The sequence below is a fragment of the Pseudomonas sp. App30 genome (assembly GCF_047947025.1).
Classification (GTDB): Bacteria; Pseudomonadota; Gammaproteobacteria; order Pseudomonadales; family Pseudomonadaceae; genus Aquipseudomonas.
The window spans coordinates 4,220,776-4,236,590 of record NZ_CP133165.1 but is presented as its reverse complement, the minus strand read 5'-3'; the positions used below and the strand labels follow the sequence as shown (position 1 = coordinate 4,236,590).

Annotated in this window: 16 protein-coding genes and 1 riboswitch; of the genes, 5 read left to right on the top strand and 11 right to left on the bottom strand. The window is 64.9% G+C overall.

Translation table 11 applies throughout. The annotated features are described in order from the left end of the window. Window positions 1-9 precede the first annotated feature (9 nt). The 5 genes from RAM80_RS19755 to cpdA all read right to left on the bottom strand — a co-directional run bounded on the left by RAM80_RS19755 (window position 10) and on the right by cpdA (window position 5,075). Window positions 10-531, bottom strand: a complete 522-nt coding sequence (locus RAM80_RS19755) for a retropepsin-like aspartic protease family protein (RefSeq protein ID WP_416422136.1) — start codon at window positions 529-531, stop codon at window positions 10-12. Then, window positions 528-1,520: an esterase-like activity of phytase family protein gene (locus RAM80_RS19750; RefSeq protein WP_416422135.1), complete on the bottom strand. Its 993-nt coding sequence runs from the start codon at window positions 1,518-1,520 to the stop codon at window positions 528-530. The genes RAM80_RS19755 and RAM80_RS19750 overlap by 4 nt, the downstream gene beginning before the upstream one ends. Beyond that, window positions 1,520-3,424 (bottom strand): DNA topoisomerase IV subunit B, encoded by a 1,905-nt coding sequence (gene parE, locus RAM80_RS19745; RefSeq protein ID WP_416422134.1) that lies wholly within the window; start codon window positions 3,422-3,424, stop codon window positions 1,520-1,522. The genes RAM80_RS19750 and parE overlap by 1 nt, the downstream gene beginning before the upstream one ends. Window positions 3,425-3,462: 38 nt before the next feature. Next, complete coding sequence (locus RAM80_RS19740; RefSeq protein WP_416422133.1) at window positions 3,463-4,071, bottom strand: YqiA/YcfP family alpha/beta fold hydrolase; 609 nt, start codon at window positions 4,069-4,071, stop codon at window positions 3,463-3,465. Window positions 4,072-4,259: 188 nt separating this feature from the next. Then, the gene (gene cpdA / locus RAM80_RS19735) at window positions 4,260-5,075 is read right to left on the bottom strand and encodes a 3',5'-cyclic-AMP phosphodiesterase (RefSeq protein WP_416422132.1); all 816 of its coding nucleotides are present in this window, start codon (window positions 5,073-5,075) and stop codon (window positions 4,260-4,262) included. A gap of 281 nt (window positions 5,076-5,356) precedes the next feature. Between cpdA and RAM80_RS19730 the strand changes: the two genes are divergently transcribed. Continuing rightward, window positions 5,357-5,677: a type II toxin-antitoxin system RelE/ParE family toxin gene (locus tag RAM80_RS19730; RefSeq protein WP_416422131.1), complete on the top strand. Its 321-nt coding sequence runs from the start codon at window positions 5,357-5,359 to the stop codon at window positions 5,675-5,677. 10 nt (window positions 5,678-5,687) lie between these two features. After that, window positions 5,688-6,017 (top strand): helix-turn-helix domain-containing protein, encoded by a 330-nt coding sequence (locus RAM80_RS19725; RefSeq protein ID WP_416422130.1) that lies wholly within the window; start codon window positions 5,688-5,690, stop codon window positions 6,015-6,017. A 14-nt stretch (window positions 6,018-6,031) separates the two neighbouring features. Here the strand turns inward: RAM80_RS19725 and RAM80_RS19720 are convergent, their stop codons facing one another. Next, the gene (locus RAM80_RS19720; protein WP_416422129.1) at window positions 6,032-6,484 is read right to left on the bottom strand and encodes a DUF1249 domain-containing protein; all 453 of its coding nucleotides are present in this window, start codon (window positions 6,482-6,484) and stop codon (window positions 6,032-6,034) included. Then, window positions 6,475-7,086, bottom strand: a complete 612-nt coding sequence (locus tag RAM80_RS19715) for an NUDIX domain-containing protein (protein ID WP_416422128.1) — start codon at window positions 7,084-7,086, stop codon at window positions 6,475-6,477. The genes RAM80_RS19720 and RAM80_RS19715 overlap by 10 nt, the downstream gene beginning before the upstream one ends. 214 nt (window positions 7,087-7,300) lie before the next feature. Between RAM80_RS19715 and RAM80_RS19710 the strand changes: the two genes are divergently transcribed. Next, window positions 7,301-8,047: an RsiV family protein gene (locus RAM80_RS19710; RefSeq protein ID WP_416422127.1), complete on the top strand. Its 747-nt coding sequence runs from the start codon at window positions 7,301-7,303 to the stop codon at window positions 8,045-8,047. Here the strand turns inward: RAM80_RS19710 and cytX are convergent. Next, window positions 8,016-9,302, bottom strand: a complete 1,287-nt coding sequence (gene cytX / locus RAM80_RS19705) for a putative hydroxymethylpyrimidine transporter CytX (RefSeq protein ID WP_416422126.1) — start codon at window positions 9,300-9,302, stop codon at window positions 8,016-8,018. The two genes, RAM80_RS19710 and cytX, sit on opposite strands and share 32 nt — an antisense overlap. A gap of 136 nt (window positions 9,303-9,438) precedes the next feature. Beyond that, window positions 9,439-11,328: a phosphomethylpyrimidine synthase ThiC gene (thiC, locus tag RAM80_RS19700; RefSeq protein WP_416422125.1), complete on the bottom strand. Its 1,890-nt coding sequence runs from the start codon at window positions 11,326-11,328 to the stop codon at window positions 9,439-9,441. A gap of 153 nt (window positions 11,329-11,481) precedes the next feature. Next, window positions 11,482-11,587, bottom strand: a riboswitch (TPP riboswitch). Window positions 11,588-11,721: 134 nt separating this feature from the next. Between thiC and RAM80_RS19695 the strand changes: the two genes are divergently transcribed. Next, window positions 11,722-13,164, top strand: coding sequence for a TolC family outer membrane protein (locus RAM80_RS19695; RefSeq protein ID WP_416422124.1), 1,443 nt, complete (start codon window positions 11,722-11,724; stop codon window positions 13,162-13,164). 27 nt (window positions 13,165-13,191) lie between these two features. Here RAM80_RS19695 and waaA read toward each other — a convergent pair whose 3' ends face one another. Both waaA and RAM80_RS19685 read right to left on the bottom strand, forming a co-directional pair. After that, window positions 13,192-14,469, bottom strand: a complete 1,278-nt coding sequence (waaA, locus tag RAM80_RS19690) for a lipid IV(A) 3-deoxy-D-manno-octulosonic acid transferase (RefSeq protein WP_416422123.1) — start codon at window positions 14,467-14,469, stop codon at window positions 13,192-13,194. Between the two features lie 30 nt (window positions 14,470-14,499). Then, window positions 14,500-15,390: a LysR family transcriptional regulator gene (locus tag RAM80_RS19685; protein ID WP_416422122.1), complete on the bottom strand. Its 891-nt coding sequence runs from the start codon at window positions 15,388-15,390 to the stop codon at window positions 14,500-14,502. A gap of 87 nt (window positions 15,391-15,477) precedes the next feature. On the opposite strand from RAM80_RS19685, the gene RAM80_RS19680 reads away from it, so the two are divergent. After that, entirely contained in the window at window positions 15,478-15,810 is a 333-nt protein-coding gene (locus tag RAM80_RS19680; RefSeq protein ID WP_416422121.1) for a DMT family transporter, read from the top strand. Window positions 15,811-15,815 lie beyond the last annotated feature (5 nt).

Genomic DNA, 15,815 nt, shown 5'->3' with positions numbered 1-15,815 from the left:
CGGGCCTCATCATTGTGTAGTCTGGCGCAGCAGCATGGTGCCGCCGCGCTGGGAAAATTCGAGTTGTTTCAGGGCGCTCATGCCGAGCAGCACCTGGTCGCCATCCATGTCGGGGATGGCCACGGCGCGTACGTCCTTGAGGACGATGTCGCCCAATTGCAGGCTGGCCAGCCGCGTGCGATAGCCCTGGGCCTGGCCGTTGGCGGTGTTCACCGTGATCGGATAGCCGTAGGGCAGCTTCAGCTGTTCGGCCAGGGCCTTGCTCACCGCCACGTCGGTGGCGCCGGTGTCGAGCATAAACTGTACCGGCGTGCCGTTGATCATGCCGCTGGCCACGAAGTGCCCCTGGCCGTTGCTGGCCAGGCGCACCTCGATGTAACCCTGGCCGTGCTCGCTGGCCACCACCGGGTTGGGGTTCTCGCGGGCCTGCTGGAAATGCCCGAAGAACCGCGTGGCCAGGAACAGCAGCGCAGCCCAGGCCAGGATCAGGAAGATCCGCCCGGCGCGCTTGCCGGCAGGTTGCGTGCTCACGGGGCAGCGTTCCAGCCGCCTGCGGGCGCGGCAAAGCGCCAGACGATGGGGCGCACCTCACCGTCGGCACGGGCGCCATCGTTGTTGTCGATGCCCACCCAGGCGCCGGTGTCGTCGACGATCAGCGCTTCGGCCAGCCCGTATTCCTGGGAATACTGGCGGTTGGGCAGCAGCGCCTCGTCGGCGAACGACCAGCAGTGCTCGACCTTGGCGGTCTGCAGGTCGCGACGGCAGATCTGGTAGATGTTGCGCTCCAGGGTGTACAGCTTGCCCTTGTACAGCGACAGGTCGGCGAAGTCGCGAGCCACCAGGTGCGGCTTGGGCAGCTTGTCGGGCTGCATTTCGGTGCCACCCTCGTTCAGCAGGATGCAGCCGCCCTTGCAGCCCCAAGTGCCGTCAGCCTGCTTGTACACCGACAGCAGGCCGCGGTGCTGGCGCTCGGCGGCCAACCACAGGTGGTCGCCGGCGGCATTGATGGCCAGGCCTTCGAAGATGGCGTTGAAGTGGCGCAGCATGCCCTTGGCGTTGGCTTCGCGGATTATCGCCGGGTCGATCTTCAGCCAGTTCGGCTTGCCGTCCACGGGCACCTGCAGCACGGCGGCAAAGCCTTCGCTGACCAGGTAACGGTTGCCCTGGGCGTCACAGCTGATGCCTTCGAAGTCGAGAATGCCGCCGCGGATCACCGCGGCCGCATGGGCTGTGGCGCGCAGCATCATCGGCAGGCCGGTGTCGGCCGGTGGCGGCGGCACGTCGATGAGCACGTTCTCGGCCTTCCACACGGTGTCACGGGTGTCGAGCCGGTAGATGATGCCGTCGTCGCGGTCCGATTCCGTCCACAGCCGGTCGCCGCAGGCGGCGATGCCCGACAGGTTGCCGCCGACCATCCCGTCCACCGGGTGCTCGGCCAGCAACTTGAGCTGCTCCACTGGCGCGGCGTGCGCCAACAGCGGCAACACGGTCAGCAGCAGCGCTGCCAACGCGTGCCGCATCAGGCCAGCACCTCGGCCAGGTTGCCCTTGGATTCCAGCCACGTCTTGCGGTCGCCGGCGCGTTTCTTCGAGAGCAGCATGTCCATGATCTTCGCCGTGTCCTCGAAGTCACCCAGGGTCAACTGCACCAGGCGGCGAGTGTTGGGGTCCATGGTGGTTTCGCGCAACTGCGGCGGGTTCATCTCGCCCAGGCCCTTGAATCGGGTGACCTGGGGTTTGCCACGCTTCTTCTCGGCCACCAGGCGGTCGAGGATGCCGTCGCGCTCGGCCTCGTCCAGGGCGTAGTAGATCTCCTTGCCCAGGTCGATGCGGTACAGCGGCGGCATGGCCACGTAGACGTGGCCGGCGTCCACCAGCGGGCGGAAGTGCTGCACGAACAGCGCGCACAGCAAGGTGGCGATGTGCAGGCCGTCGGAGTCGGCGTCGGCGAGGATGCAGATCTTGCCGTAGCGCAGCTGGCTCATGTCCGCGGCGCCCGGGTCGACGCCGATGGCCACGGCGATGTTGTGCACTTCCTGGCTGGCCAGCACTTCGCTGCCGTCCACTTCCCAGGTGTTGAGGATCTTGCCACGCAGCGGCAGGATGGCCTGGAATTCCTTGTCCCGCGCCTGCTTGGCCGAGCCGCCGGCGGAGTCACCCTCCACCAGGAACAATTCGGAGCGCATCGGGTCCTGGCCCGCGCAGTCCGCCAGCTTGCCCGGCAGCGCCGGGCCCTGAGTGATGCGCTTGCGCTCGACCTTCTTGCTGGCCTTCAGGCGGCGGCCGGCGTTGCTGATGGCCAGTTCGGCCAGCTGCATACCCAGCTCGGGGTGGGCGTTGAGCCACAGGCTGAAGGCGTCCTTGACCACGCCGGACACGAAGGCCGCAGCCTCGCGGGAGGACAGGCGTTCCTTGGTCTGGCCGGAGAACTGCGCGTCCTGCATCTTCATCGACAGCACGAAGGCGATGCGTTCCCAGATGTCTTCCGGCGCCAGCTTCAGGCCGCGCGGCAGCAGGTTGCGGAACTCGCAGAACTCGCGCATGGCGTCCAGCAGGCCCTGGCGCAGGCCGTTGACGTGGGTGCCGCCCTGGGCCGTGGGGATCAGGTTGACGTAGCTTTCCTGCACGCTGTCGCCGCCCTCGGGCAGCCACAGCAGCGCCCAGTCCACCGCCTCCTTGTTGCCGGCCAGGCTGCCGCAGAACGGCTCGTCGGGCAGGCGGCTGAATTCGGTGACCGCGTCCACCAGGTAGGAGCGCAGGCCGTCTTCGTAGTGCCATTCGACCTTCTCGCCGGTGCCTTTGTCTTCAAAGGTCACCGACAGGCCCGGGCACAGCACGGCCTTGGCCTTGAGCACGTGCTTGAGGCGGCTGACCGAGAATTTCGGCGAATCGAAGTATTTCGGGTCCGGGGCGAAGTAGACGCTGGTGCCGGTGTTGCGCTTGCCCACGGTGCCAATCACTTCCAGGTCGGTGGCCTTGAAGCCATCGGCGAAGGTCATCTGGTACTCGTTGCCGTCGCGCTTGACCTTGACCCGCACCTGGTTGGACAGGGCGTTGACCACGGAGATGCCCACGCCGTGCAGGCCGCCGGAGAACTGGTAGTTCTTGTTGGAGAACTTGCCGCCGGCGTGCAGCTTGGTGAGGATCAGCTCGACGCCGCTCACGCCCTCTTCGGGGTGGATATCCACAGGCATGCCGCGGCCGTCGTCGCTTACTTCCAGCGAGTGGTCGGCGTGCAGAATCACCTGGATCGACTTGGCGTGGCCGGCCAGCGCTTCGTCGACACTGTTGTCGATGACTTCCTGGGCGAGGTGGTTCGGCCGCGTGGTGTCGGTGTACATGCCCGGGCGTTTGCGCACCGGGTCGAGGCCCGAGAGGACTTCGATGGCGTCTGCGTTATAAGAGCTAGCGCTGGGATTGGCCATGGGTTCTCGTCGTCAGTCGTTCATGAAAAATAAACAGCTCAAAGCTGGGCAAAATCGATGCCGCGGTACAGCCCGGGCTCGATCCCGGCGAAATTCAGCAGGCTCGGCAGCTGCGCGCCGAAGCCCTGGTAGCCATGGTCGCCGCCGGCCTGGATGCGCAGCGCGCAGGCCCGGTAGAAACGCTCGGCCTGGCGGTAATCAAGGGTTTCATCGGCCGTCTGCAGCCACACTTGATAACGCAGGGGGTCTTGCGGGGCCGCCACTTCCAGGGCGGCCAGGGCGTCCACGTGGTCCAGGGTCAGTTCCCAGCTCTCACCGGTATACAGGTTTTGCTGGGTGCCGAGGAAACCGTCGAACAGACGGTGCGGGTTGACCACCGGGTTGATCAGCAATGCCTTGAGGCCGTGGCGCTCGGCCAAGTGAGTGGCATAGTAGCCGCCCAGCGAGCTTCCCACCAGCAAGGGCGCGTCCAGCTCGGCGATGGCCGAGTCCAACTGGCCAATAGCCTGGCGTGGGTGATGATGCAACGCCGGCACCCGCAGCTGCCCTTCCAGGCCCATGCGCTGCATGACCTCGGTGAGCGTGCTGGCCTTCTTCGACGCCGGCGCGCTGTTCAAACCGTGGATATAGAGAATGGAACCCGTCACGCCGACACCTCCCTTGCAAAAGGCGCCCAGTTTACAGCGCCTTGGTGACGTTTAGGCAGGTTCAGGCAATTGGCAACAATATATTCCGCCCCCGTAGCAGCTGCCGCCAGGCTGCGTCACCGCCTCGAACTGCTGCCTCTAGCACGCTGCGTTGCCAGCGGACGCGGCCTTCGGCCGCTGCTACAGGGTCAGTAGCCTTCGGCGGCCATGTCCGGGGTGAACTCGAAGCCTTCCAGCCGCGAGACCCCTGTTTCAATCTTCCCGTCCGGCAGCAGACGCAACCACCGGTACCCCGGCGCCAGTTCGTCGAGGGCGAAATCCTCGCTGCCTGGCTTGAATTGAATGCAGGTGGACGGCGAGGCGATCAGCCGCACGCCGTTGCGCTCGCGCTCGAAGTCCTGGTGGATGTGGCCCCACAGCAGCGCGCGGGCCTGGGGGAAGCGGTCGAGCACCTCGAACAGCGCGTGGGGGTTGCGCAGGCCGATGGGTTCCATCCATGGACAGTCGATGGACACCGGGTGGTGGTGGAAGCAGATCAGGTGGTGGCGCTCCGGGGCCTCGCTGAGGGCCTGGGCCAACAGCTGCAACTGGTCGTCGGCCAGGTAACCCGGTACCGACCCGGTCACCGACGAATCGAGCAGGGTGATGCGCCAGTTGCCCAGGTCGACCACCGGTTGCAGGTAGTCACGGCCCTGCGCGGCCTGCTCCATCGGCAACGGCTCGTCGTGGTTGCCGGCGAACCAGCGCTTGGGCGCCTGGATGGGCGCGGTCAGCGCCTCGAAGCGCTGGTAAGACTCCAGGCTGCCGTCCTGGGACAGGTCGCCGCTGGCCACCACTAGGTCGATGCGCGGCTGCTCGGCCAGCACCTTCTCGACCACCCGCGCAAGGCTGTCGGCGGTCTTCAGGCCCAGCAGGGCGCCGTCGACGTCGGCGAACAGGTGGCTGTCCGAAATCTGCACCAGCAGCACGGCTTCGTCGGTGGTGGGGGTGGGTGCGCTCGGCAAGGCCGTCTCCTTCAGGGGGTACCAGCAAGGATTATGGTGGGGATGCGGGCAGGGGGCAAACGCAGGGGCGGGATGTGGCTCACATCTGAAATAAAAATCGTAGCGAACGCCGAAATACCCGGCACCTTACATACAGAAACAAGACCATTACCTCCCCCCTTCCCTCCTCGGACTACGATAGCTGCGGCCTTGAAATGGCTAGGCAGGCGGTGAAAACAGCCTCCAACACCGACTTGACATGAAGTCATAAATGAACAAATATCAGATCAAGCGAGCCATTGATGAACTACACGCGGGTGTACAAAACACCCTTTAGACAATTCGTCAAAAAAGCGCATCGCGCCCTCGGCCTGGCCATTGATATGGCCGTCGATTGCATATGCGATGAGCCTTATAGCGGCACAGAAAAGACAGGCGACTTGTCGGGCATCAGGGTCTACAAGTTCAAATTCCATCGGCAGGAATATCTCATTGCCTACCGCCTTATGCCCTCGACCGATAAGCGCTCGGCAAGCCAAGTCGAGCTGCTCAGCATCGAGTTTTATCAGGTGGGAACCCACGAAAACTTTTACGACATGCTCAAAAGCTATTTGAAGCATTGAGGTACCAGCCATGACGATCACCGCCAACACCGCGGAAGAACTGATACAGAGCCTGAAACAGCTTCCGCTGCCGCAACGCCAGCGCTTCTTCATGCTGCTTTCAGAGAATATATTCCAGGACCAAGGGGACCACAGCCACGAAGAAGTATTCGGCCACCTGTACGAAAGCGGCCTGACCAGCTCTGAAGCTGCAGATTTCCTGGAGGTCTCGGCATCTACTTTTCGGCGCTACTTGGCAAGAAACCTGCTGACGCCAACTTCAACGGTAGGCAGAAACCTTATGTTCGCTGCCGCCGACCTGAAGGCATTCAAAAAAGCCCTGAAGGCGACCAAGGGCTGACCCGACGCGCTGGGTCAGCGCACATACTCATACTCATGCCCACACGCCAGGCAATGGCTCAGCCATTCCCCCAGGAACAGGTTCAACTGCGCCTTCTCGTCGGGCTGGTGCATGCTGGCGTTGGGGTACGGGTACACGCTGCGGAAGCGGCGGGCGTGTTCGGCGCTGACCACTTCGGCCATGCGCGCGTCGTGGTAGACCTGCACTTCCAGCTGCGGCACCGGCAGCCAGGGCAGGCTGTGCTCCTGGCGCACGCGCAGGGTGGTGGTGTAGGGGCAGGCGAGCAGCACCTCCAGGGTGAGCACGCCCAGCATCTGCTCGCCCTGGGTCATGGCCACTTTGCGCGAATGCTGTTCATGGCGCATGTTCGGCAACAGGCGCATCAGGCGCGCGTAGTTTGCCTCGCAGGCTGCCTGCAGGCCGACCAGGTCGACACGGTAGCGGTCGCGCAACAGGTTCACTTCCACAGCCCCCTGACTTCCTCGCGGTTCAACGCCAGCCACTGCAGGGCGATGATCGTTGCCGCGTTGATGATCTTGCCATCGCGCACGGCCTGCAGGGCGTCTTCGAACGCCCATACCGTGACGCGGATGTCCTCGTTCTCGTCCTTCAGGCCGAACAGGCCGCCCACGCCTTCGCTGCTGCAGTGCCCCAGGTACAGATGCACGAACTCGGTGCTGCCGCCTGGCGAAGGGAAGTACTTGGTGATCGGCCAGAGCGACTGCAGCACAAGCCCAGCTTCCTCCTCGGCCTCGCGGTGCGCAACTTCTTCCGGTTGCTCGGCCTTGTCGATCAGACCGGCAACCATCTCCACCAGCCAAGGGTTGGCAGTTTTCAACATGGCACCGACGCGGAACTGCTCCAGCAGCACCACTTCGTCGCGCCTGGGGTCGTAGGGCAGCACGCACACGGCGTCGTGGCGCACGAACACTTCGCGGGTCATGTCCTTGCTGGTGCCGCCATCGAACAGCTCATGGCGCAGGTGCAGGCGGTCCAGTTGGTAGAACCCCTTGTAGCAGTTCTCGCGCTTGAGGATCTCGACCTTGGTCGGCTGTGCCCTGTCTGTCATGTAAAACCTCGTCATCGTCCGTGCAGCTTCGCGCCATCCTAACTGCGATGCCAGCGCTTTGCAGCCCCTTTGAACCGCCATTCGCGCCCGGCAAGATAGGCGGCAGGGCCCCAGCCCGTTACTATTGAGCTTAGTGGCGAACTGAAGGCGATGCCGAGAGTCGAAGCACGACAACATTTGCCCGCAACCCCCTTCCTGACCGTCAAGGAACACCATGTCGCTTCTGAAATTCACGTCCATGGCCGCCGTGGCCCTGACATTGGGCGCCTGCCAAAGCCTGTTTCAGCCGAGCATGAACAAACCGCTGGACACCCGCCGCGACGCCTTCGAGCACACCAAGCCTGGCTGCACGGCGCCGGACTGCCCGCTGTTCAACCTGGACGTGATCCATTTCCCTGGCGAGCCGGCCCTCGACCCGATCATGGAACGCGGCATGCTGCAGTTGACCCGCACCGACGCCGACGCGCCGCTGCCCACCTCCCTGAAAGCCTACGAAGACAGCTTCCTGGCCCACGCGCCCAACCGCTACGGCAGCTACCTGCAATCGAAGGTACGCGACCAGCATGACGGGCTGGTGATCGTGGAGGTGTCGAGCTACCTGGACACCGGCGCGCCCGAGGGCGTCCCCGGCCGCGACTTCATCAACTGGTCGCGCCAGCAGCACAAGGTGCTGACGCTGGCGGACATGCTGGTGCCCGGCGAAGAACCGGCGTTCTGGAAGGCCGCGGAAGAGGCCCACCGCGGCTGGCTGGTGGACAACGGCCTGGCCAGCGACCCCAAGTTCGTCAAGGACTGGCCGTTCAAGCACACCACGCACATCGCCCTGACCTCGGCAGGCATCATCCTCAAGTATGACGTCAACACCATCGCCCCCTATGCGCTGGGGCAGGCCGAGATCAAGGTCGACTACCAGCGGCTCAATGGCGTGATCAAGCCGGCACTGTTTCCCGGCCGCGGCTGAAGGCCGCCAGCACCGCGTGCAGCACCCCGGCCAGCAGCAGTGACGGCAGGGTAGCGCCGACCTCGGGGTAGAGGTTGGCCAGCACGTGGTAGGTGGCGATGCCGCCCACCCAGGCCACCAGCGCGGTCCAGCGCAGCGGCACGGCCGGGGCCTGGGCACTGCGCTTGCGCAGGATGAAGTGGTCCACCAGCACCACGCCGAACAGCGGCGCGAACACCGAGCCAATCAGCAGCAGGAAGTTCTGGTACTGCGCCAGCGGCGCGAAGCAGGCAATCAGCGTGCAGACGATGCCGATGGCCAGCGCCAGGTGCTCGACCTTCAGGCGCACCAGCAGGCCGGTGGACACCGCTGCCGAGTGAATGTCGGCGAAGGCGTTTTCCGACTCGTCCAGCAGGATCAGCAGCAGCGGGATGCCCAGCCCGGCGCCAGCCAGCGCCAGTAGCAGCGCGTTGGTCTCGCCGCTCGGCGCGAAGGCCAGGGTGTAGGCAACGCCCAGGCTCATCAGCCAGAAGTTGCCGATGAAGAAGCCCAGCACGGTGCCACCGAACACGCCCTTGGCCGCACGGCCGAAGCGCGAGTAGTCGGCGATCAGCGGCAGCCAGGACAGCGGCATGGCGATGGCAATGTCGAAGCCCACCGCGAAACTCATGCTGCCGTCGCCGGCCTTGGCCCACAGGGCGCCCAGGTCGGCCTTGGCGAACAGGTTCCAGGTCAGCCACAGGCAGGCGGCCAGCAGCAGCCAGATGCCCCATTTGCGCAAAAACTTGCGCACGAAGGTCAGCGGGCCGCTGACCGCGAGCAAGGTGGCCAGGGCACCGAACACCAGGGTCCAGAGCATCGGCTGGGTGAGCGCGCTGCCCTCGCCAAACGCCCGCGCGCCGAGCAGGCTGGCGGCGTCGCGCATCACGATGATTTCAAACGCGCCCCAGCCGATCAGCTGCAGCAGGTTGAGCAGCGCCGGCAGCGCGGCGCCATGTTGGCCCAGGCTCAGGCGCAAGGCGGCCATGGACGACAGGCCGGTGTCGCTGCCAATCACGCCGACGGCGGCCAGCAGCACCACGCCTACCGCGGTGCCGAGCAGAATCGCCAGCAACGAACCCGACAGGCCCAGGCCCGGCGCCAGCAGCGCACCGGTCTGCAGCACCATCAGGCCGATGCCCAGGGAGAACCACAGGGAAAACAGGTCCCGCGCGCCGAACACGCGCTGGGAGGAAGGGACGGCAACGTCCGGGGAGTAATGGCTGGGTGTGTTCAATTTGGATCTCGGAGGAGATGGGTTGTTATGCACATTGGGACTGTGGGAGCTGGCTTGCCAGCGAGCTTTTCAAAGCCGCCGAAAAGCTCGCTGGCAAGCCAGCTCCCACAGTTATTCGTGAAGATTCAACGCAGTGTCAGACCTTCTGGTACAGCTGGCTGCCTTCCTGCTTGAAGCGCGCGGCCTGCTCGCGCATGCCCTCCTCCATGGAGATATCCACAGCCTCGATCTTCTGGTTCGCCGCGTATTCGCGCACTTCCTGGGTGATCTTCATCGAGCAGAACTTCGGCCCGCACATGGAGCAGAAGTGCGCCACCTTGGCCGAGTCCTTGGGCAGGGTTTCATCGTGGTAGGCGCGCGCGGTATCCGGGTCCAGGCCCAGGTTGAACTGGTCTTCCCAGCGAAACTCGAAGCGCGCCTTGCTCAGGGCATTGTCGCGGATCTGCGCGCCGGGGTGCCCCTTGGCCAGATCGGCGGCATGGGCGGCGATCTTGTAGGTGATGATGCCGGTCTTCACGTCATCCTTGTTCGGCAGGCCCAGGTGCTCCTTGGGCGTGACGTAGCAGAGCATGGCGCAGCCGAACCAGCCGATCATCGCCGCGCCGATACCCGAGGTGATGTGGTCGTAGCCTGGCGCGATGTCGGTGGTCAGCGGGCCCAGGGTGTAGAACGGCGCCTCGTCGCAGCACTCCAGCTGCTTGTCCATGTTCTCCTTGATCAACTGCATGGGCACGTGGCCCGGGCCTTCGATCATGCACTGCACGTCATGCTTCCAGGCGATCTTGGTCAGCTCGCCGAGGGTTTCCAGCTCGCCGAACTGCGCTTCGTCGTTGGCGTCGGCAATGGAGCCGGGGCGCAGGCCGTCGCCCAGCGAGAAGCTGACGTCGTAGGCCTTCATGATCTGGCAGATTTCGTCGAAATGGGTGTAGAGGAAGTTCTCCTTGTGGTGCGCCAGGCACCACTTGGCCATGATCGAACCGCCGCGGCTGACGATACCGGTGACGCGCTTGGCGGTCAGCGGCACGTAGCGCAGCAGCACGCCGGCGTGAATGGTGAAGTAGTCCACGCCCTGCTCGGCCTGTTCGATCAGGGTGTCGCGGAACAGCTCCCAGGTGAGGTCCTCGGCCACGCCGTTGACCTTCTCCAGCGCCTGGTAGATCGGCACGGTGCCGATGGGCACCGGCGAGTTGCGGATGATCCACTCGCGGGTTTCATGGATGTGCTTGCCGGTGGACAGGTCCATCACCGTGTCCGAGCCCCAGCGGATGCCCCAGGTCAGCTTGGCCACTTCTTCCTCGATGGAGGAGCCCAGGGCGCTGTTGCCGATGTTGCCGTTGATCTTCACCAGGAAGTTGCGGCCGATGATCATCGGCTCCAGCTCGGTGTGGTTGATGTTGGCAGGGATGATGGCGCGGCCGCGGGCGATCTCTTCACGCACGAACTCGGCGGTGATCTCCTTGGGGATGCTGGCGCCGAAGCTGTGGCCCTTGTGCTGTTCTTTCAGCAGGCCGGCAGCGCGGGCCTCGGCCAGCTTCATGTTCTCGCGGATGGCCACGTATTCCATCTCGGCGGTGATGATGCCCTGGCGCGCGTAGTGCATCTGGCTGACGTTGGCGCCGGCCTTGGCCCGGCGCGGGTTGCGCACGTGGGCGAAGCGCAGCTTGGTCAGTTCTTCGTCGTTGAGGCGCTGCTGGCCGAAGTGAGAGCTCAGGCCGTCCAGGCGCTCGGTGTCGCCACGGTCGTCGATCCACGCCGAACGCACGTCGGCCAGGCCCTTGCGCACGTCGATCACCACGTTGGGGTCGGTGTAGGGGCCGGAGGTGTCATACACGGTGACCGGGGCGTTGATCTCGCCACCGAAGTCAGTGGGCGTCACGTCCAGGCTGATTTCACGCATGGGCACGCGGATGTCGGGGCGCGAGCCCTGCACATAGACTTTTTGCGAACGGGTGAACGGTTGTACCGATTGCGCGTCGACCTGGGCCGATTCGCTCAGGTGGGCAAGGTTTTTTTCTTGTTTACTCATCACAGGCTCTCCAGACAGCATCCAGCAGTGGAATGTCGGGAGTGGAACCTGAAAAGGCACGGACTGCACCTGGGGCGGTGCTGTGCTTTGGCCGTCGCAAACTGCTCACAAAATGAACAATTTCCCGGACGAAGCACAAGAGGACTCGCCGGGAGGACGAGAAATCTTGTTCCCTACGCAGGCGCTAACCTGATCAGGTTCAACGGGATCCGGATTAACCGATCTCAGCCTTTCACTCAAGGCACCCCGACAAGAACCCAGTCAGTCTAGACGCGCGGCAGGCAAAACGCCAAGGGTTGTGTGATGGTGCTGGATAAATGGCGGATATGCCGGATTGTTGCAGCACGCCCGTGCAACTACACTCGCACAGCGTTTAATTACAAGGATTGAATCATGCTGCGCAAAATTGCACTGGCGATTGCGGTGTCAGGTGCGTTCAACGCAATGTTACAGGCAGCAGAGATTGCGCCACTGGCCAGCCGTACCGACCTGGTCAGCGTGTATCAGGAAGCCGTGAACAACAACGCCGACCTGGCCGCCGCCCGCGCCGACTACGCCGCCCAGAGCGAAGTGGTGCCCCAGGCCCGCGCCGGGCTGCTGCCCAACCTGTCGGCCGGCAGCGACATCACCAACGTGCGCACCCAGCTCGACGAGCCGGCGCAGACCACCACGCGCAGCGGCACCAGCTACCAGGCCACGCTCAGCCAGCCGATATTTCGCGCCGACCGCTGGTTCCAGTTCAAGGCGGCCAAGGCCGTGAACGAACAGGCGGCCCTGCAGCTGTCAGCCACCGAGCAGAACCTGATCCTGCAGACCGCCGAGGACTATTTCAGCGTGCTGCGCGCCCAGGACACCCTGGCCGCCACCAAGGCCGAGGAAGCGGCGTTCAAGCGCCAGCTCGACCAGTCCAACGAGCGCTTCAACGTGGGCCTGTCGGACAAGACCGACGTGCTGCAATCCCAGGCCAGCTACGACACCGCCCGCGCCAACCGCATCCTCGCCCAGCGCCAGGTGGACGACGCCTTCGAGGCCCTGGTGACGCTGACCAACCGCGACTACAACTCGGTGCAGGGCGTGGTGCATACCCTGCCGGTGCTGCCGCCCAGCCCCAACGACGCCAAGACCTGGGTCGAGACCGCCTCGCAGCAGAACCTCAACCTGCAGGCCAGCGCCTTCGCCGTCACCAGCGCCGAGGAAACCCTGCGCCAGCGCAAGGCCGGCCATGCCCCCACGGTGGACGCGGTGGCCAAATACGAGAAAGGTGACAACGACCTGCTGGGCTTCAGCAACCCCAGCCCGTTCCCCGGCGTGACCTACCACGGTGACGTGGAACAGCGCACGGTGGGCCTGCAGGTGAACATCCCGCTGTACAGCGGCGGCCTCACCAGCTCCCAGGTGCGCGAGGCCTACCAGCGCCTGAGCCAGAGCGAGCAGCAGCGCGAAGGCCTGCGCCGCCAGGTGGTGGAGAACACCCGCAACCTGCACCGCGCGGTGAACACCGACGTGGAACAGGTGCAGGCGCGCAAGCAGTCGATCATCTCCAACCAGAGCGCGGTGGAGGCGACCGAGATCGGCTACCAGGTGGGCACGCGCAACATCGTCGACGTGCTGGATGCGCAGCGGCAGCTGTACTCGTCGGTGCGCGACTACAACAACAGCCGCTACGACTACATCCTCGACAACCTGCGTTTGAAGCAGGCCGCCGGGACACTCAGCCCACAGGATCTGCAGGACCTGGCGCGCTGGCTGAAGCCTGACTACAACCCGGACAAGGACTTCCTGCCGCCGGACCTGGCCAAGGCTGCGCAGGAGTTACTCAAGCCTGTGAAGAAATAGCCCTGTAGCAGCGGCCGCCAGGCCGCGTCATGGGCGCAACAATTTGCTCAGGCCAACCAACAACCGCTCCAACGCGCCCTGGTTGGCCTGCATCACCGCCAACCCCGCCTGGCCAATGCGCCGGGCATCCTGCGGCAGCTCGATCAACTTGCGTACCGCCTCTGCCAACCCCGCCGCATCATCGACCTCGATCAACGCATCGGCCTGGCGCAGCATCGCCGCAATCTCCAGAAAGTTGAACACATGTGGCCCACTTAGCACTGGCTTGGCCAGTGCCGCCGGTTCCAGCAGGTTGTGGCCGCCATTGGGCACCAGGCTACCGCCGACAAAAGCGCTGTCGGCCAGGGCATAGAGAAACAGCAGTTCGCCCATGGTGTCGCCGACCAGCACCTGGTGCTGCGCGCCCACCACCTCGCCACTGGAGCGGCGCACACTGGCAAACCCTTGGCCCACGCTGAGCTCGAACACGCTGTTGAAGCGTTCCGGGTGCCGTGGCACCAGGATCAGCAAGGCGTCGCCATGCAGGGCCAGCAACTGACGGTGGGCCGCCAGGACAATGGCGTCCTCGCCCTCGTGGGTGCTGGCGGCGATCCAGATCGGCCGGCCGCTGGCCTGCCATGCCTGGCGCAGCGCAGCAGCACGTTCCAACAGATGGCTATCGACCTTCAGGTCAAACTTGATCGAGCCGGTCACCTGCACGCACTCAGGCCGTGCGCCCAGCTGGCGGAAGCGTTCGGCCTCGGTCTCGGTCTGCACCGCAATCAGGCTCATCTGCGCCAGCATCGGCGCCGTCAGCTTGGCGAACTTCGCGTAGCCACGCGCCGAACGCTCCGACAACCGCGCGTTGGCCAGCGCCACCGGGATGCCGCGCAGGGCGCACTGGTGAATGTGGTTGGGCCACAGTTCGGTTTCCATGATCACCGCCAGGCGTGGCTGCACATGATCCAGAAAACGCCCCGCCGCCCACGGCAGGTCATACGGCAGGTAGCAATGCTGTACCCGTGGCTCATTGCCGAACAGCGCCTGGATGCGCTCGGACCCGGTAGGGGTCATGCAGGTGATGGTGATCGGCAGCTCGGGGTGGCGCAGCAGCAGTTCGCGAATCATCGGCGCGGCGGCGATGCTCTCGCCCACCGACACCGCGTGCACCCAGATACCGCCGGTGCGCATGGCTGGCAGGTTGCGCGCGAAGCGCTCGCCGATCCGCTTGGCATAGGCCGGCGCCTTGCGTGCACGCAGCCACAGCCGCAACGCTACCAGTGGCAGCCCCAGGTGAAACAGCAGGGTATAGAGAGTTCTGTTCATGGCGGCGGAGTTTACTAGCAGCGCGGCCGCTTAACCAATGGCCCGCAGGTGCCAGGTAAAGCACTCGGCCAGGTAGCGCGCGGCCGGGCCCAGTGGCTCGTCGCGGCGCCACACCAGTTCAACCACCAGCGCCGGCGGCACCCATTCGCTGTTCAGCTCCACCATCTGCTGCTGGTACGCCGGGTACTGCACCACGTGGCGCGGCAGCCAGGCCCAGCCCAGGCCGCGCATCAGCAGCTCGGCCATCACGTAGAAGCTGTCGGCGCGCCAAATCTGCGGGCTGATGGGGTCGCCGCCGGGGTAGCGGCTGCTTTCCAGGGCCACCAACAGCTGGCGGTGCCGGGCCAACTGCTGGCGGCTGACGTGGGCGTGGCTGGCCAGCGGATGGTCGACCGAACACACGGTGACCATCTCGACGCTGCCCAGGGCGCGGCGTTCAAGCGCGGCGGGCATGTGCTCATGGTGAAACAGCAAGCCCAGGTCGGCACGGCGCTCCACCAGCTTGCGCGCCACGTCGCCCGGCGCGCTGTTGGCCAGTTGCACTTCCACCGCGGGGTAGCGGCCCGCCAGCTTCTCCAGGCTGTCGAGCACCGGCTGGTAGGGCATGGCCTCGTCCTGGGCCAGGCGCAGCTGCGCTTCCTGGCCGCGGTGCAGGGCCAGCGCGCGGCCGTCCAGGCGCTCGCACTGGCGCAGCAGCTCCCGGGCTTCTTCCAGCAGCGCCCTGCCCGCCTCGGTGAGCTGCGGCTGGCGGCCGCTGCTGCGGTTGAACAGGCTCACGCCCAGGTCGTCCTCGAGCAGGGCAATCGCGCTGCTGACTGCCGACTGGGCACGGCCCTGCTGCCGCGCCACGGCGGAAAACGAGCATTGCTCGGCCACCTGCACGAACAACTGGATCTGCTCCAGATTCCATTGGATGCCCATGGCAACCTATCTCCAATAGCGATAGGTATTCACTTTACCTCATCTGCCCAGCCTCTAGAATGCGAGCCATCTCAAGAGGGTTCACACATGACTGCCTACTACTTCCTCGCTATCGCCATCTGCTGCGAAGTCATCGCCACCACCAGCATGAAAGCCGTAAAGGGCCTGAGCACCCCGCTGCCGTTGATCCTGGTGATCTGCGGCTACGCCATCGCGTTCTGGATGCTGATCCTGGTGGTGCGGGTGATTCCCGTCGGCGTGACCTACGCCATCTGGTCGGGCATGGGCATCGTGCTGGTGAGCATCGCCGCGCTGGTGGTCTACGGGCAGAAACTGGACATGCCCGCCATCGCCGGCATGGGCCTGATCCTGCTGGGCGTGGTGGTGATCCAGCTGTTCTCGAAAACCGCCGGGCACTGAGTCTG